Consider the following 16300-nt stretch of genomic DNA (forward strand, 5'->3'; position numbering starts at 1 on the left):
GATCTGGGCGGCGCGGATTGTCGCATGATTGAGAGGCCGGTCCGGCGAGGCCGGGGCGGCCTCACTGCCAACGCCACTGCCAGATCAGGTCCAGGGCGCTGTCCTCGCCACTCTGGGCCCGCAGGGTGAAACGCTGGGCGACGCGGTAGATCAGCTGCCAACTGCCGGTGGTGGCGTTCAGGCCGCGTTCATAGCCCAGGTAGACGCGCTTGGAGAGCTGCTTGCCCACGCGCACGATGGCGCCCCGGGTGTCGTCCTGGGCCCCCTGGGAGACGGACAACTCGTCCAGCCCCAGGTTTTTCATCAGCTTGCCCGAGGCCGATTCGCCTTCCCCGCTAAGCAGGGCCAGGGCAGCACGCTGCAGCAGGGCGGTGTCAGCGCGGCCCAACTCGTCGGGGCCGCGGCCCAGCAGCAGCCAGGAGAGCTTGTCGGTATCCGGCAGTTCGGGCTCGGAGAAGAGCTTGATGCGCGGGTTGATCGCAGTGCCACCCACCGTCACACCGACCCGGATGTCGGTGTTGGGCCGCACGGCCAGGACGTCCAGACGGGGGTTGTCCAGCACACCGGTGAAGAGGATCTCGCCCTTCTCCACGGTCAGCTTCTGGCCATAGGCGTCGTAGGTGCCACCCTCGGTGCGCACGGTGCCGACGAGGCTGGGCTTGCCATCCTTGTGCTGCAGCTTGAGCTGGCCCTGCAGGCGGGTGTCCAGGCCGCGGCCGCGCAGCTTCATCTGCTCGCCCAGGTCCAGGTCCAGCAGCACGGCGACCTTCATCGGCGGGCTCTCGCGCCGCGCCGCCACGGGCGCCGCGACCGGGCGGCGCACGCGCACGTCCTCGTCCAGCGTGGGCGCGTCGCCCTTGCTGAAGTCGAACAGGCCCTCATCGACGCGGAAGGCGCCCTGCACGTCCACGCTGGCGGGCGTCAGGTGCACCTTGCCCTGGCCGCTGGCAATGATGCGGCGGTCCAGGCGGGTCAGCAGGCCGAACTTCTCGGCCTGCAGGTCCAGGCGCAGGTCGGGCTGCGCGCCCAGGCGGGCCTCGCCGCTGAGCCGCAGTTCGCCGTCGGCGGCATGGGCACTGAACTGCTGCAGGCGCGCCTGGCTGCCCTCCAGAGACAGCTGGAAGCGTGTGTCCCGTACGTCCACGCCCAGCAGGGGGTTGCGAACGGCCAGTCCCTCGCCCTGGGCCAGACCGCGCAGCTGCGGGTCGCGCAGGGTGCCGCCCAGCATGAAGCCGGCGGTCATGGCGCCGCTGACGCGCCAGCCGGCCGGGATCCAGCCGCCCCATGTGGCCAGGTTGGCGACGTTGGCCTGCACCGTGCCCTCCAGCGGCGCGTCCAGCGGCGGCAGCAGGGCCTGCGGATCGGTGCGGGTGATGAGGGCGCCGCCCAGGCCGCCGAGGTTGCCGCCGGCCAGGGCCTGGGTCAGTGACCACAAGCCCTGCCGGGCCTGCAGGCGCAGGCCGAAGTCCGTGAGGCCCAGGCGTTGCACGCCGCGGTCTTCGGTCACGCTGAGGTCGCCACTCAGGCGCTGTAGCTCGAAGCTCAGGTTTGTGCCCTGTCGGGTGTCCAGGCGCAGATGTCCATCGACCAGCAGGTCGCCACCCCAGCCGAAATCAGGTTGCGCCTTGGCCAGCAGGGGCGCCAGCGCCAGGGGCTCGAGCTGGGCATCCACCTGAAGGGACAGCGGCGCGGCGCTGTGCTGCGGGGCCTGGTAACGGACTTCCTTCCAGCGCACCCGCGCCTGCCCGCCGGCCAGGCTGGCCCGGCCTTCCTGCAGTTCGGCGCTGAGCAGCCGGGCCTCTGGGCTCAGGGCCAGTCGGGCCTGCAGGGGCTCGATCTGCAGCCAGGGATCCTGGCTGGTGCTGGGCAGCGGCCGCAGCCGGGCCTGCTGCAGGCTCAGGCGCCAGTCCAGCGGCTCGGGCGCGCCAGACAGGCCCCAGGGCAGGGCGTTGAGCTGGCCTTCCATCGCCAGGAGCAGGGAGGCGCCGGGCAGGGGCGGCTCGCCAGCCGTGCTGCTCAGCGGGCGGCCCTGGCCTTGCAGCTGCAGCTGGTGGCGGGTCCAGCTGCCGCTCAGGCGGGCCTGCAGGCCTTCCAGCTGCAGGGCGCGCTGGCCTTGGGCCAGGCGCAGTGGGCCGGCCTCCAGGCTCAGGGTCAGCGCCTCGCCCAGACTCGTACCCAACTGCCAGTTCAGCTTGCCCTGCTCCAGGCCCAGCAGGCGCCCGGGCTCCCGTACCAGCACTTTCTGCAGGGCCAGCTGGCCCTGGCTGGTCCAGCTCCAGTGGGAGGCGGACTTCGCCCGGGGGCTGGTGGAGGGCTGCATCTGGCCCCGCAGCGTCATGTCGCCCTGCAGCCCGCCGTCCAGGGTCACGCCAGGGGCCAAGGCCGCCAGCAAGGGGTCGAGGGCGGCCAGACGCGGCCACTGCACCTGCAAGCGGGCCTCGGGGCGGCGGTCTTCCAGGCCCAGGACCTCTCCGCGCAGTTGGTTGCGCTCCTGCTCCAGGCTCAGGAGCAGGCGGGCGGGCTGGGCGTCGCGCAGGTACTGCAGCTGGCCCTGCAGCGGCTGGCCCGCCCACTGGCTGGGCAGCAGGCGCAGGCTGGCTTCGCCCTGGGGCCAGGGACTGCCGGCACTGCGGTGAAGCTGGGCTCCCAGTTGCAGGTTGAGGCTGTGCGGCGCGCTGGCGCCGGCGGCGGGCTTCCACAGCAAGCCGGGGTCCAGCTGCTGGCTCTGGGCCTGCAGGCTGGCTTGCCAGTCGCCTTGCTCCTGGCGTATCCACTCGCCCTGCAGGCTGGCCGTGGCCTTGCCGGCGCTCAGCTGGGCGCGATGCAGGCGCAAGCCCTGTTCGCCCAGTTGTGCCTTGAGTTGCAGCTGGGGCGTGGCCAGGGGCTGGCCGCCGGAGGTGGCGAGGCGGGTGCTCAGTTGGCCCTCCAGGTCCAGCCAGGGGAGGGGCTGGGGGGCCGTGGGGGCGGGCTTCTTGTCGGGCTTGGGATCCGTCTTCTGCTCGACCGACGAGGCCGCCGGCGCGTCCCGGCGCAGCCGCAGTTGCCCATCCAGGGCCAGGGCCAGCAGCTGGCTGTGCAGGGCGTCCAGGCGAAGGCCGTTGAGGCGCAGCTGCAGGTCCGAGGCCTGCACAGGGCTCAGTTGGCCCTGGGCCTGCAGGCTTCCTGCCGCCTGACCCTTGGCATCCACCAGACCCAGTTCCAGGCTGCGGATCTTCAGGGACTGCCAGTGCGCCGGCGCGAACTGAAGGTCCGCCTGCAGTCGGGCCAGGGGCAGGCGCTGCTCGTCCCAGGGGCCGGCCAGGGCATTGCTGAGCTGGCCCTTGAGGTCGGCCGGTTGTTCCCATTGCTGGGCCTCCAGGGCCAACTGGCCGCTGAGGGCCGTGCGCGGCCATTCGGGATTCAGCGCGGCCAGGTCGAACTGCTTGAGCGTGGCCTGCAGGCCTGCCAAGGGCCAGTCCGCCATGGGCTTGGCCCGGGCCTGCAGGGCCACGGACTGGCCGGCAGCCTGGAAGTCGAGCCTCAAGGCATGGTCAAGCAAAGGGCCCTGCGCCTGGAGGCGGGCCTGCCAGTCGGGGCCCTGGGGCAACTGGCCTCGCGCGTCCAGGCTTGCCGCCAGCGTCATGGGCCCGTCGGCCTCGGCCCGCAGCCGGCCCTGCAACTGCACGGCCTGCCACTGCAGGGAGCGCAGCTGGAGCTCGTGCACCTGCTGATGGCGCGCGTCCAACTGGCCCAGGCTGAGGCTGGCCTCCAGCCGGCTCAGCTGCACATTCACCGTCGGCAGGTCCAGTTGCCCGAGGGTCAGCTGACCGAGCTTCACCGACAGCGGCAGGCGCAGGTCGGTGAGCGGTGTGCTGGGCGTATCAGAGGGTTTCCAGCGAACCTGGAGGCGGTCGGCGCGCAGGCTGTCGGCGTCCAGCCGGGCCCAGAGCTGGGGCGACTCATGCCAGCCCAGGCGCAGGCCCTGCCAGCGCAGGCCGTCGAACTGGAGATCGGTGCCGTCGGGCAGGTGCAGGCGCAGCTGTCGTGCGGAGAAGTCGCCCAGCAATCGGCCCTGGGGCGCATCAGCGCTGATCAGGTCCGGGGCCTGGCGCAGCAGCCAGGCGGTGCCCGCCTCGGTGCCCATGAGCCAGACGCCGCCCAGCGCCGTGGCCCCCAGCAGGCCCGGCAGGACCAGGCCCCAGGCCAGCCAGCGACCCAGGCGGCGTTTCGCCGGTTTCGGGGGGGCGGCAGGGGCGGGGTTCTTGTCGATGTCCATCAGAGGGCGATCCCCACGCTGAAGTGCAGGCGCCACTTGCCGGTCTTGTGCGCACGCGCCAGGTCCAGGCGCAGCGCGCCCACGGGGCTGCGCAGGCGAGCGCCGACGCCATAGCCCACCACCGGCCGCAGAGACTGCCAGCTGTCGGCCACGTTACCGGCATCAACGAAGGCGGCGCCCCACAGCATCGGCAGGCTGTCCATCACGGGGCGGGCGAGTTCGACGCTGCCCGTCCAGAGCTTGCGACCGGCGGCGAGGGGGCTGCCGTCCTCTTTGTCCACGCCCAGGCTCTGGTAGGCGTAGCCGCGCACGGAATCGTCGCCGCCGGCAAGGTAGAGCATCTTGGCGGGCAGGCCCACGCGATCGCGGGCCATGATCTGGGCGATGTCGGTGCGGGCGCCGAGGTGCCAACCCGAGGGCAGGGGCTTGAAGTACTCGATCCGCAGGCGCGCGCGGCCGAAGACGCCACTGTCCTGGTTGGGGGCATTGTTGTCGGCGCGGCCGGCGCCCAGCAGCAGCTGGGCGGAGTAGCCCTGGGTCGGGAGCAGCAAGCTGTCCAGGCGGCGGCGTGTCCACTGCACATTGCCCGACCAGGCGCTTGAGTGCAGGGACTCGCCCGCCTCGCCGGACTCGATGGAGCGCAGCATCTCGGCGAAGACCAGGCGCTCGTCATGGCCCGCTTCGCGCAGGCGGCCCAGGCGAGCGCTGAGGGTGCGGATGTTCTTGTCGTTGTTGAGGTCCTGCTCCCATTGCAACGAACCGAGGTTGCGCTGCATGTCGGGCTGCGGGTGGGAGCTCAGCTCCAGCTCCGCCTTGCGCAGCAGCTGGCCCAGCTGGAACTTGCTGCGGGCCCGCAGGGGCAGGCCGGCCGGCAGCCGGTGCAGGTGCTCGACGCTGGCGTTGTAGCCGTTCATGGCGCTGTAGCCAATGCCCGTGGTGGCCTGCTGGCGCGGCGCCTCCTTGACCCGCACCCTTACCGGCACCGCCGCAGCCTGCGCGGCCTCGGGCTGGATGTCCACGGTGACACCGTCGAAGAGCTGAGTGCGCAGCAGGCGCTCCTGGAAGTCCAGCAGGGACTGCTCGGTGTAGGGCTCGCCTTGCTCGTAGCCGGCCAGGCGGCGCACGGTGTCCTCCGACTGGTGCTGCAGGCCCTCGATCTGCAGGCTGCCCAGGTGGAAGAGGGGGCCGCTGTCTAGGCTCAGCTTGAGGCTCACCAGACGAGTCTCGGTATCGACCTCGGCCTCGCTGGACGCCCATCGGGCCAGCGGGTAGCCCTGGGCGCGGGCGCGTGCCAGTACGGCGGACTTGGCGGAGGACCAGGCGGACTGGGTGAAGGGGCGCCCCTTGCCCATTGGCCACAGCTGGCGCAGCTCTGCCTGCAGGGCCAGGGCGCGGGGTGCCTCGGGCTGGCCGGCCTCGGCATCGAGCTCGCCCTCGAACTGCAGGTCCAGCTCGCCCACCACGCTGCGGGGGCCGGGATCGACGATGAGGGTCAGGTCTTGCTGGGTGTGGTCCGCATTGGCCTGGCGCCGGACCTCGACGCGGGCGTCGAAGTAGCCCAGTGTCTCCAGCAGGCTGCGAGCCTGCTCGGGCGCGACGGCGGCCAGGCGGTCCAGCTCGACAGGGCTGAGGCTGTCGTTCTCGGCGATCTGCTGGAAGCGGGCCAGGTCCAGGTGGCGGGCGAGCAGGTCCTGCACCTCGCCGCTGGCCTGGATGTCCAGGCGGTAGGCCGCCTTGAGCCGGGCATTGGCCGCAACAGTCGCCGCGGACTTCCCGCCCAAGGCCTCCTTCAGGCCACCCAGCGTGCCGCAGGCGCTCAGCAGCAGGCTCAGGCCCAGGGCCGTGAATGCGCGCAGGACCGCCCTCATTTGCTCAGCAGCCGCATCGCCGATTCCAGCCCCGTGATGGAGAGCGGGAACATGCGCTGGTGCATCAGCTGCTGGACGATGGAGATGCTCTGGCGGTACTGCCAGACGCCCTGGGGCTCGGGGTTGATCCACGCGTATTTAGGGAAGGCGTGCGTGAGCCGCTGCAGCCATTCGGCGCCCGGCTCCTCGTTGTTGTACTCGACGCTGCCGCCGGCCTGCAGGATCTCGTAGGGGCTCATGGTGGCATCGCCCACGAAGATCAGCTTGTAGTCCTTGTTGTACTTGCGGATGACGTCCCAGGTGGGCATCTTTTCGGCGAAGCGGCGGCGGTTGTTCTTCCACATGAAGTCGTAGACGCAGTTGTGGAAGTAATAGAACTCGAGGTGCTTGAACTCGCTCTTGGCGGCCGAGAACAGCTCCTCTACGCGATGGATGTGCTCGTCCATGGTGCCGCCGACGTCCATCAGCAGCAGCACCTTCACCTTGTTGTGCCGCTCCGGGATCATGCGGATGTCCAGCATGCCAGCGTTGGCAGCGGTCTTGTGGATGGTGTCGTCCAGGTCCAGTTCCAGCTCCGACCCCTCGCGGGCGAAGCGGCGCAGGCGGCGCAGGGCCACCTTGATGTTGCGGGTGCCGAGCTCGAGGTTGTCGTCGTAGTCGCGGTAGGCTCGCTGGTCCCAGACCTTCACCGCGCTGCGGTTGCGGCCGCGGTCCTGCCCGACGCGCACGCCCTGCGGGTTGTAGCCGTAGGCACCAAAGGGGCTGGTGCCGCCGGTGCCAATCCAGCGGTTGCCGCCCTCGTGGCGCTCCTTCTGCTCTTCCAGGCGCTGCCGCAGGGTCTCCATCAGCTGGTCCCAGCCCAGCTTCTCGATCTCGGCCTTCTGTTCGGGCGTCAGCTCCAGTTCCAGGTGCTTGCGCAGCCATTCCTCGGGCAGCTCGCGGGCGAAGTCGGTGAGCAACTCCACGCCTTTGAAGTAGGCGGCGAAGGCGCGGTCGAACTTGTCGAAGTGGGCCTCGTCCTTGACCAGGGTGGTACGGGCCAGGTAGTAGAAACGATCGACGGTGGGGCCGCCGTCCTCGGCGTCCAGCACGCCCAGCTTCAGTGCCTCCAGCAGGGTCAGGTACTCCTTCACCGAGACAGGCAGCTTGGCGGCACGCAGGGTGTAAAAGAACTGGATCAGCATGGCAGGCAAGGTGAGTCTCGCGGTGATTATCCACAGAGCGGCGTTTGCTGCAGGCCACGCTGCAAGCCTGACGCAAGGCAGGGGCTTAGCATCCAGGGATCGATTGTTGCCGGAAGTGCCATGAACCAGGACGTGGAGCGGACCATGCAGGCCCTCTATGCCGCCATCCAGGAAGATGGCGGGCGCTGGTCGGCGACGCACCAGGGGCTGCGCATCTGCAGTCAGTTTCAGCCCATTTACAGCCTGCCGCACCGCAGTCCCGTGGGCTACGAGGGACTGGCGCGCTTCACGGCACCGTCGGGCGAGGGCATCGATCCGGGTCAGGTCTTTGCAGCGATCAAGGGTGCCGACTCGCAGATGCAGCTGGACCGCCTGTGCCGCCTGCTGCATGTCCACAACTTTGTTGCGCAGAAGGTGCCCGACTGCTGGCTCTTCCTCAACATCCACCCCGAGATCTTCGTCAGGGCCGCCCACGAGGCGCCGATGCTGGCCCGCGCCGTGAACGTCGTCGAGCAACTGGGCCTGCCCATGCACCGCCTGGTCTTCGAGGTCACCGAGGAGATCATGTCGCAGGGGGCGCGGTTCGAGGAGGCCGTCGAGCGGGCCCGCGGCACTGGCTGCCTGCTGGCCCTGGACGACTTCGGCGCGGGGCATTCCAACTTCGACCGGGTCTGGCGCATGAAGCCCGAGATCGTCAAGCTGGACAAGAGCCTGCCCAGGCGCGCCCTGGCCTCGCCGCGCATCGCCCGCATCATGGCGCAGATGGTGGCCCTGCTGCATGAGTGCGGCGCCCTGGTGCTGCAGGAGGGCATCGAGGACCGGGACGACCTGCAGCTGGCCCTGGACGCCGACGTGGACCTGCTGCAGGGCTTCGGTCTGGGGCGTCCCGAGCCCGACCTGCTGGCGCCGCAGGCCAATCCCACCATCGACGGGTTCTGGGATCACATCGAGGACCGCCAGATGCTGAGCCGCGAGCGCGAGGATGAGCTGCTGCAGCCCTTTCGTGACGCCGTGCAGTCGGCGGTCACCCGCCTGCAGGGCGGGGAGCCCCTGGAGCGGGCCTGCCAGGGCTTTCTCTCGATCAAGGGCGCGCAGATGTGCTTCCTGCTCGACGAGCATGGCCATGACCTGGGCATGCGCATCCACCCCGATGTGCTGAGCAGCAGACCCGACCTGCGCTTCGCGCCCCTGGACGCCTCGGGCGATGCCCGCTGGTCCCGCCGCCCCTATTTCCGCCGCGCCGTGGGGGCCGTCGGCAAGCTGCAGGTGACGAGGCCCTACCTCAGCCTGCACGGCGCACGCATGTGCGTGACCCTCTCCCTGGCCTTCTGGCAGGACGCGAGGCTGCGTGTGCTCTGTGCCGATGTGGACTGGGGCAGCGGCGAGCCTCGCTAGGGGCTGAACCCCGCCCTGCGCGGTACTCGCCGGGCCGCGGCTCGGTGAAGCTCGGGGAGAGGGCCTGCCTGGATGCGGTTAGCATGCAAGCGACTCGAACAGTCCGCCGGTCTCAGGGCGCTTCCGCGTGACGCAAGGTCGAGGTGTGGTGGTGCGTGGGTAATGGGTTAGGTGGCCTGATTGTCCAGCCTGATGGCAGGACTTGGAAAGGCGATCGGATAGCCAGGAGCCACGCAGGACGTTGCTCCAACAGGCGCACTGTCCATCCCGGGCGCTCCTGAACGCGCGGCTTGCGCAACTGCACGTCCCGCGGGAACCCGGCCTGCCTGCACAGGGGCTGCGCCGCCTGCCGACCGCGCTGACTTCGCTCACCCCCGCCTGTTGGACCTGCTCCGCACCGCGCCGCGCCGCGCCGGGTCATGCGCCGCGAGCCAGCCCAGGAACTCCTGGTACCAAAGCTGGCTGTTCTTCGGCTTCTGCACCCAGTGGTTCTCGTCGGGAAACCAGAGCAGGCGGGCATCGACGCCGCGGGCCTTGAGGGTGTTGTAGTAGGCCAGGCCCTGGGCATCCGGCACGCGGTAGTCCTGCGCGCCGTGGATGACCAGGGTCGGCGTCTGCATGCGGTGGGCAAAGGCATGTGGGCTCTGCGCGGCCACGCGCGCGGGCTCGTCCCAGTACCAGGCGCCCAGCTCTTGCGCGTGCCAGGTGTAGGCATCGTCGGCGAACATGGCCTGCCAGTCGTAGCAACCGGCGTGGCACACGTAGGCCTGGTAGCGGCCGGCATCCACGTGGCCGTTCATCCAGGCCACCATGTAGCCACCGTAGCTGCCGCCGCTGGCGAAGACGCGGTCGCGGGCGATCCAGGGCTTTTTCAGCAGCCAGTCGGTGGCGGCCTCGATGTCCTGCAGCTCCAGCTCGCCCCAGCGCTGGGTGATGGCGTCCTTGAAGGCCTGCCCGTAGCCGGAGGAACCGTGGTAGTTCACGCTGGCCACCACATAGCCCTGAGCGGCAAGCAGCTGGGCATTCCAGCGGAAATGCCACATGTCGCCGAATGCCGAATGCGGGCCGCCGTGAATCAGGTGCAGCAGAGGGTACTTGCGCTTGGCGTCGAAGCCGGGTGGGTAGGTCAGCCACATCTGGACCTCGTCACCCTGCGCGCCCTTGATGCCGACGGGCTCGACACGGCCCATGCGCAGCGGCCTCAGCAGGTCATCGTTGAAGGACTCCATGCGCAGCGGTGTGTCGCCCTCCATCACGCTGAGGCGGGGCGGGTGCTGGGCGCTGTCGTGCAGCACGACCAGGGTGCCTGCCTGCAGGTCGAAGGCTGCGGTGTGGCCGCCCTCGAACTGGGTGAAGGCGGCACAGGTCTTGGCGTCGAAGCGCCAGAGGTGGCGTCGGCCCTCGTCCTCGGCGCAGAAGAGCAGGCCCAGGTCGTCCTCGTCCCAGCGCAGCGGGGCCTGCACCTCGCGGTCCCAGTCCTCGGACAGCACGGCCCAGTTGCCATGGGTGTCCAGCACGCCCAGCTGCTCGGGCATGGTGTGCTTGAGGCCGCGATGGCAGGCCAGGAAGGCAAGGTGGTGGCCCGCATGGCTGTAGACGGGCGCATGCAGGTGCCAGCCCTCCTCCTGCAGCAAGGTGCGCACCTGGCGGCTGCGCACCTCGACCTCGGCCAGCGCGAAGCAATGGTCCAGGCGCTTCTCGTGCGCCGGGTCGAAGGCGAAGACGATGCGGCGGCCGTCGGGGGAGATGTCAAAGCAGTCGGCATCGGGCTCGGAACGGCTGAGTTCCCAGCCAGTACCTTCGAAGAGGTCGCGGACCTTGCCGCTGCGGGTGTCCAGCACGTGCAGGTGCGGCACACGGTCCATGGGGATGTGGTGGTCCCAGAAGCGGTAGAGCGACTCCGAAGTCACATAGCCGCTGGCCTTGCGGGCCTTGTGTGCGGCCCAGGCCTTGGCCTGCGCCGCGGCACCCTTGTGCTGAGGCCAGACCCAGGCCACGAAGGCGATGTGGCGGCCATCGGGGAACCATTTGAAGGCTTCGATGCCCATGGGCACCGAGCTGGCGCGCCGCGCCTCGCCACCGTCGGGTGCGATGAGGTAGAGCTGCGGGCTTTCGTCCTTCACCCCGTCCTGCTCGCGACGGGCGATGAAGGCGATCTGGTCGCCTTGCGGGCTCCAGCGCGGGCTGCCGTCCTTGTCACCCGCCTGCGTCAGACGGCGGGGTTCGCCGCCCAGGGTGGAGAGCAGCCACAGACTGCTCTGACTGCTGTCCTTCTCCAGCGAGTAACTTGTGAGGCTGGCCACGGCCTGTGCGCCGTCGGGCGAGAGGCTGGGCGCGCCGAGGCGCTCGATGGCCCAGAGGGCCTCAATGCTGAAGGTCTTGCTCGTGGCCATGCGCCTTGCTCCTCGTCATGCGGCACGCCGGTGTGCACGCCGGGCCGCAGTGTAGGGGCGAGGCGAAGGTGGCGGTGGGGAGGCCGCGTCCGCGCTCAGCGGTTGCGGCTCTGCATGAAGACCAGCTTTTCGAAGAGGGTCAGGTCTTGCTCGTTCTTCAGCAGAGCGCCCACCAGGGGCGGGATGGCGACCTTCTCGTCCTGCGCCTGGAGCGCATCGACGGGGATGTCCTCGGCCAGCAGCAGCTTGAGCCAGTCGATCAGCTCGGAGGTGCTGGGCTTCTTCTTGAGGCCGGGCAGGTTGCGCACGTCGTAGAAGGTCTTGAGCGCCGCGGCCAGCAGCTCCTTCTTGAGGCCGGGGAAATGCAGGTCGGCGATGCGCTGCATGGTCTCGGCCTCGGGGAACTTGATGTAGTGGAAGAAGCAGCGGCGCAGGAAGGCGTCCGGCAGCTCCTTCTCGTTGTTGGAGGTGATGAAGACCAGGGGCCGGTGCTTGGCCCTGATCATCTGCCGCGTCTCGTAGCAGTAGAACTCCATGCGGTCGAGTTCGCGCAGCAGGTCGTTGGGGAACTCGATGTCGGCCTTGTCGATCTCGTCGATCAACAGCGCTACCGGCTGCTCGGACTCGAAGGCCTGCCACAGCACGCCCTTGACGATGTAGTTGTGAATGTCCTTGACGCGCTCGTCGCCCAGTTGGCTGTCACGAAGGCGGCTGACGGCGTCGTACTCGTAGAGGCCCTGCTGTGCCTTGGTCGTGCTCTTGATGTGCCACTGCAACAGCGGCAAGCCGACGCTCTGGGCGACCTCCTCGGCCAGCATGGTCTTGCCGGTGCCGGGCTCGCCCTTGACCAGCAAGGGGCGTTTGAGGGTGATGGCGGCGTTGACGGCCAACATCAGGTCGGCGGTGGCGACGTACTGCTCGGAGCCTTGGAACTTCATGCTGTGGATCAATGCGGGTAAGTCTGCAAACCAGTATAAGGTCCGTCCCTATAATGCGCCCCGGTGTCAGATCAAGAACTTCGGGACCATGAACAAACTGTTGAAGCTCACCTTCGCCGTTCTCGCTGGCCTCACCGCTGTCGGCGCGCAGGCGCAGGACGTCAAGGCGGGTGAGAAGAAGATCGCCATGTGCATCGGCTGCCACGGCATCGTCGGCTACCAGGCGACCTTCCCCGAAATTCACAAGGTGCCGATGATCGCTGGCCAGAACGCCAAGTACATCGCCTCCGCCCTGAACGCTTACGCCAAGGGGGAGCGCAAGCACCCGACCATGCGCGGCATCGCGCAGTCGCTGAGCGAGCAGGACATCGCCGACATCTCCGCCTTCTACGAGCAGCAGGCCCAGGCCCCCGCCGCGGGTGAGGCCGCTGCCGCTCCCGCCAACGTGGCCGAGCTGCTGAACAAGGGGGCCTGCGCGTCCTGCCATGGCGCCAACTTCAGCAAGCCCATCGACGGCGCCTACCCCAAGCTGGCCGGCCAGCATGCCGACTATCTCTACGCCGCCTTGAAGTCCTACCAGACCGAGGGCAACCCCTATGTGGGCCGCGGCAACGCCATCATGGCTGGCCAGGTGAAGCAGTTCAGCCACGCCGAGCTGAAGGCCATTGCCAAGTACCTGTCCTCGCTCAACGGCGAGCTGCGCACGGTGCCCCAGAGCAAGATGCGCTGAGCGTCCTTGCCGCTCCGGATCAAGCCGCCTCGCTAGGCGGCTTTTTCGTGTCCGATTTGGCTTTCCATCGGGAGGGGCACCGTCGATACTGGGTGGCAGTTCCCAGATTCCGCTCCCCACCTTCCTCACATGCTCAAAAGAATACCGACCCAGCAAGTCCGGCTCGGCATGTTCTTGCAGTCCATGGAAGGTTCATGGCTGTCCCATCCCTTCTGGAAGACCAAGTTTGTGCTGCGCGAGCAGAGCGAGCTCGATGCCTTGCTCAAGAGCGGGGTCGTCGCCGTCTGGATCGACGTGGAAAAGGGCCTGGACATCCAGGAGGCCAAGCCCCTGCAGATGCCCGCGCTGCCGCCGGAGCCGCCCAGGCCGCAGGAGCCCCAGCCCGCCGCGGCGCCTGCCCCCGCGCCAGCGCCCGCATCGCCGCCGCCCGGCATGCGCGCCAGCCTGCACGACGAGATGGGCCGCGCCGCGCAGATCGTCAGCCGCTCCCGGGCCGCGGTGATCAACCTCTTCGGCGAAGCCCGCCTGGGCAAGGCCATCGATGCCGAGCAGTGCCTGCCGCTGGTGGAGGAGGTCGCCAATTCGGTGTCGCGCAACCCCTCGGCGCTGATCAGCCTTGCCCGGCTCAAGACCAAGGACGACTACACCTACATGCACTCGGTGGCGGTGTGTGCCCTGATGGTGTCCCTGTCCCGGCACATGGGCTTGAACGAGGCCCAGACGCGCGAGGCCGGCCTGGCGGGCCTGCTGCATGACGTCGGCAAGATGGCCATGCCCATCGACGTGCTCAACAAGCCCGGGCAGCTGACGGACGACGAGTTCGCTGTGATGCGCTCGCACCCCGTGCGCGGCTATGAGATGCTGCTGGAGGGCGGCGCCGTGCCGGCCGCGGCCCTGGACGTCTGCCTGCACCACCACGAGAAGATCGACGGCTCTGGCTATCCCAAGAAGCTCAAGGGGGATGAGATCTCGCTGCTGGCCCGCATGGGCGCGGTCTGCGATGTCTACGACGCCATCACCTCCACCCGTCCCTACAAGAACGCCTGGGACCCTGCCGGCTCCATCCAGCGCATGGCGCAATGGACGGGCCACTTCGATCCAGTGGTCTTCCAGGCTTTCGTCAAGAGCGTGGGTATCTATCCGGTGGGGACCCTGGTGAAGCTGCACTCCGGGCGCCTGGCCGTTGTGGTGGAGCAAAGCCCGGTGCGCCTGACCGCGCCCTTGGTGCGCGTCTTCTTCTCGACCAAGTCGCAGTTGCCCATCCCCACGGAGCTGGTCAACCTGGACCTGCCGGCGGCCACGGACCGCATCGTCTCGCGGGAGAACCCCACGGACTGGGGCTTCAAGCACCTGGACGAACTCTGGATGAAGGCGCCCGGCTAGTCCTGAGCCAGGGCCCGCAGGCCTGTGCCTCAGGGGCCGAGGCGCGCGATACCGGCCATTTAGCGGTGCTTTTGAGCCCTTCGAAAGGCGGAGGCTGCCGGGATACTGCCCCCATCCGTCCCCTGGCGACGGCCCAGCCCTTGCCGACCATGCTTGTCTTCCCCCCGCGTTCCTCGCGTTCTTTCGCACCCACCGGCCCAGCCCCTCGGGCCGCTCGCCTGCTGTGCTGGGCCATGGCCCTGTCGCTGGCGGCTTGTGGCGGCGGAGGAGGCGCAGGCGGCGGCACGGACACGGGCACCGGCACCGGCAGCACCACGCCACCGGTGCTCAGCGGCGTGGCCGCCACAGGCGCCCCGCTGGGCTCGGCCAGCGTCACGGTCCTGGACGCCAGCGGTGCCACGGTGGGGACGGGCAGCACCCATCCCACCGATGGCAGCTACAAGATCACGCTGAGCAAGCAGAGTCCGCAGGCGCCCCTGCTGGTTCAGGCGCGGGGCCTCAGCGCCCTGGGCGACATGGTGGTGCTGCACTCCGCGGTGCCCAAGTCGGCCAGCACCATGGTGGCCAACGTCTCGCCCCTCAGCGAGGCCCTTCTGGCCCTGACCCTGGGCGACGCACCGCGCACCGTGTTCAGCGACGTGGCGGGCCACAGCGGCGCCACCGCTCGGCTGGGCACACAGCTCGCCGCCGCCGCGGACTTCCTCAAGACCCTCATCAAAACCAATATCAGCGACGCCAAGATCACCGACGCCACCACCCTGGACCTGCTCGGCGACGCCAGCTTCGCGGCCAACAAGGGCGCCCAGGACCTGCTGATCGAGGCCCTGCGCGTGGACTTGGCCAGCAGCAGTACCGGCACGCCTCAGCTGCTGCTGGCCAACAAGCTCAAGCCGGGGGCGCCTGTCGAGGTGGTGGTGGACCTGCCTACCCTGCAGACCGAGTTGGCCAAGGGCAGCAGCGCCACGCCGCTCAACGCCGTCACCAGCACCCTCAAGGCCACCACGGGGGCCACCACCCTGTTGCCCAATGCCGCCAGCCTGGACGAACTGCCGGCGGCGATCAACAAGATGCTGGCCCAGGGCCTTTCGGCCAGCGCCATCAGCAGCCACAGCCTGCTCTCGGCCTTCACGGTCAATGACAGCCGGGACAAGATCTCCATGGCCCTGTACTTCGCCGACCTGGCCAGCAAGAACCACGAGCTGGGCCGCTTCCAGATCGTGGCCTGCCTGGACGATGTCTTCGCCTCCGGCAACTGCACCCGCCTGCAGGTCAGCGCCTACGTGACGGACAGCGCTGGCAAGGTGCTGGACATCTTCCAGACCACGGTCAACTACCTCAAGTCCACCACCGCAGGCGTGCCCTCCTGGCGGCTCTATGGCAACGGTCGCACGCTGGAATTCAACGTCATCCCCATGGCCGTGGCCAGCTTCGCGGGCGATGGCAGCTTGCAGACGGGCAGCACGGCCAATCCGCGTGCCGGCGTGCAGCTGGACCTGCAGGGCCAGACGCTGGATGCGCCCATCACCAGTGCCCTGGACAGCGGCGTGGTGCAGACGCCCAACGGCTTCGCCATCGCCATGGCCTACTGCGCCCGTGCGCGCATGTGCATCACCAAGGTCCCCGGTGCCACCAGCACCACGGCGACCGGGCAGGCCACGGACTATGCCCTGCTGCAGGACAGCATCGGCTGGATCGGCGGGGCCGATGCGCTGCGGTCGGCCAGATACAGCGCCAGCTTCACGCAGCCCGGCAGCACCGCCCGGACCCAACCGGCCTTCCTGCGCGCCGAGGTCCCCGCCAATCCTGCGACCAGCCGGTTCCCGATGATCGACGAGCTCGGCAGCAGCGCGCTGCTGGGACGCCAGCTCACGTTTGGCCGCAAGTACAGCTGGGCCAAATGGGCCGCCGCCAACCCTGACATGCGCCTGCTGGGCATGCGGCTCGTGCAGGGCACCGATCCCGCCTCGCCCACCATCCGCGAGATCAAGCTGCCCCTGCCGGTGAGCACCGAGCAGACCCTGGGCCCCAGCGTGCTGCCAGGGGGCGCCACGCCGACGACCAGCGAGCTCTGGCTGACTGCCGCCGACTCGCAGGGGCGGCGCTTCCAGAGCCGCTTCGTGCTGAACTACTGAGTCCGGCCGGCTTGTCGAGGAC

At 69.1% G+C, this 16300-nt stretch carries 9 protein-coding genes; 4 read left to right on the plus strand and 5 right to left on the minus strand.

Annotated features, from left to right (window positions below; genetic code table 11):
• Positions 1-61: 61 nt before the first annotated feature.
• From H5407_RS03865 to H5407_RS03875, 3 genes are read right to left on the minus strand one after another with little or no spacing between them, the layout of a single operon-like run.
• Complete coding sequence (locus H5407_RS03865) at positions 62-4255, minus strand: translocation/assembly module TamB domain-containing protein (protein WP_183103105.1); 4194 nt, start codon at positions 4253-4255, stop codon at positions 62-64.
• On the minus strand, positions 4255-6123 hold the full coding sequence (locus tag H5407_RS24630) for a BamA/TamA family outer membrane protein (RefSeq protein ID WP_183103106.1): 1869 nt from the start codon (positions 6121-6123) through the stop codon (positions 4255-4257). Before H5407_RS24630 ends, H5407_RS03865 begins: the two co-directional genes overlap by 1 nt.
• Positions 6120-7307: a VWA domain-containing protein gene (locus H5407_RS03875; RefSeq protein ID WP_183103210.1), complete on the minus strand. Its 1188-nt coding sequence runs from the start codon at positions 7305-7307 to the stop codon at positions 6120-6122. Before H5407_RS03875 ends, H5407_RS24630 begins: the two co-directional genes overlap by 4 nt.
• 120 nt (positions 7308-7427) lie before the next feature.
• On the opposite strand from H5407_RS03875, the gene H5407_RS03880 reads away from it, so the two are divergent.
• Entirely contained in the window at positions 7428-8702 is a 1275-nt protein-coding gene (locus H5407_RS03880; protein ID WP_255501052.1) for an EAL domain-containing protein, read from the plus strand.
• Positions 8703-9070: 368 nt separating this feature from the next.
• Here the strand turns inward: H5407_RS03880 and H5407_RS03885 are convergent, their stop codons facing one another.
• The gene (locus H5407_RS03885) at positions 9071-11095 is read right to left on the minus strand and encodes a S9 family peptidase (RefSeq protein ID WP_183103107.1); all 2025 of its coding nucleotides are present in this window, start codon (positions 11093-11095) and stop codon (positions 9071-9073) included.
• A gap of 95 nt (positions 11096-11190) precedes the next feature.
• Positions 11191-12033 carry a MoxR family ATPase gene (locus H5407_RS03890; protein WP_183103108.1) on the minus strand — a complete coding sequence of 281 codons (843 nt, stop codon included), beginning with the start codon at positions 12031-12033 and terminating at the stop codon, positions 11191-11193.
• 88 nt (positions 12034-12121) lie between these two features.
• On the opposite strand from H5407_RS03890, the gene H5407_RS03895 reads away from it, so the two are divergent.
• The 3 genes from H5407_RS03895 to H5407_RS03905 all read left to right on the plus strand — a co-directional run bounded on the left by H5407_RS03895 (position 12122) and on the right by H5407_RS03905 (position 16278).
• A complete protein-coding gene (locus H5407_RS03895) occupies positions 12122-12763 on the plus strand; it encodes a cytochrome c (protein WP_183103109.1) in 642 nt (213 codons plus the stop codon).
• A gap of 129 nt (positions 12764-12892) precedes the next feature.
• The gene (locus H5407_RS03900; protein ID WP_183103110.1) at positions 12893-14146 is read left to right on the plus strand and encodes an HD-GYP domain-containing protein; all 1254 of its coding nucleotides are present in this window, start codon (positions 12893-12895) and stop codon (positions 14144-14146) included.
• Between the two features lie 233 nt (positions 14147-14379).
• Positions 14380-16278, plus strand: a complete 1899-nt coding sequence (locus H5407_RS03905; protein WP_183103111.1) for a hypothetical protein — start codon at positions 14380-14382, stop codon at positions 16276-16278.
• Positions 16279-16300: the final 22 nt, after the last annotated feature.

Origin of the sequence: Mitsuaria sp. WAJ17, from assembly GCF_014174515.1 — a bacterium.
Taxonomy (GTDB): domain Bacteria; phylum Pseudomonadota; class Gammaproteobacteria; order Burkholderiales; family Burkholderiaceae_C; genus Roseateles_B.

Excerpts from the sequence above, each read along its gene's own strand:
- H5407_RS03895 (WP_183103109.1), top strand. The coding sequence starts at position 12,122 with ATGAACAAACTGTTGAAGCTCACCTTCGCCGTTCTCGCTGGCCTCACC.
- H5407_RS03890 (WP_183103108.1), bottom strand. The coding sequence starts at position 12,033 with ATGAAGTTCCAAGGCTCCGAGCAGTACGTCGCCACCGCCGACCTGATG.
- H5407_RS03900 (WP_183103110.1), top strand. The coding sequence starts at position 12,893 with ATGCTCAAAAGAATACCGACCCAGCAAGTCCGGCTCGGCATGTTCTTG.
- H5407_RS03880 (WP_255501052.1), top strand. The coding sequence starts at position 7,428 with ATGAACCAGGACGTGGAGCGGACCATGCAGGCCCTCTATGCCGCCATC.
- H5407_RS03885 (WP_183103107.1), bottom strand. The coding sequence starts at position 11,095 with ATGGCCACGAGCAAGACCTTCAGCATTGAGGCCCTCTGGGCCATCGAG.
- H5407_RS03905 (WP_183103111.1), top strand. The coding sequence starts at position 14,380 with ATGGCCCTGTCGCTGGCGGCTTGTGGCGGCGGAGGAGGCGCAGGCGGC.
- H5407_RS24630 (WP_183103106.1), bottom strand. The coding sequence starts at position 6,123 with ATGAGGGCGGTCCTGCGCGCATTCACGGCCCTGGGCCTGAGCCTGCTG.
- H5407_RS03875 (WP_183103210.1), bottom strand. The coding sequence starts at position 7,307 with ATGCTGATCCAGTTCTTTTACACCCTGCGTGCCGCCAAGCTGCCTGTC.
- H5407_RS03865 (WP_183103105.1), bottom strand. The coding sequence starts at position 4,255 with ATGGACATCGACAAGAACCCCGCCCCTGCCGCCCCCCCGAAACCGGCG.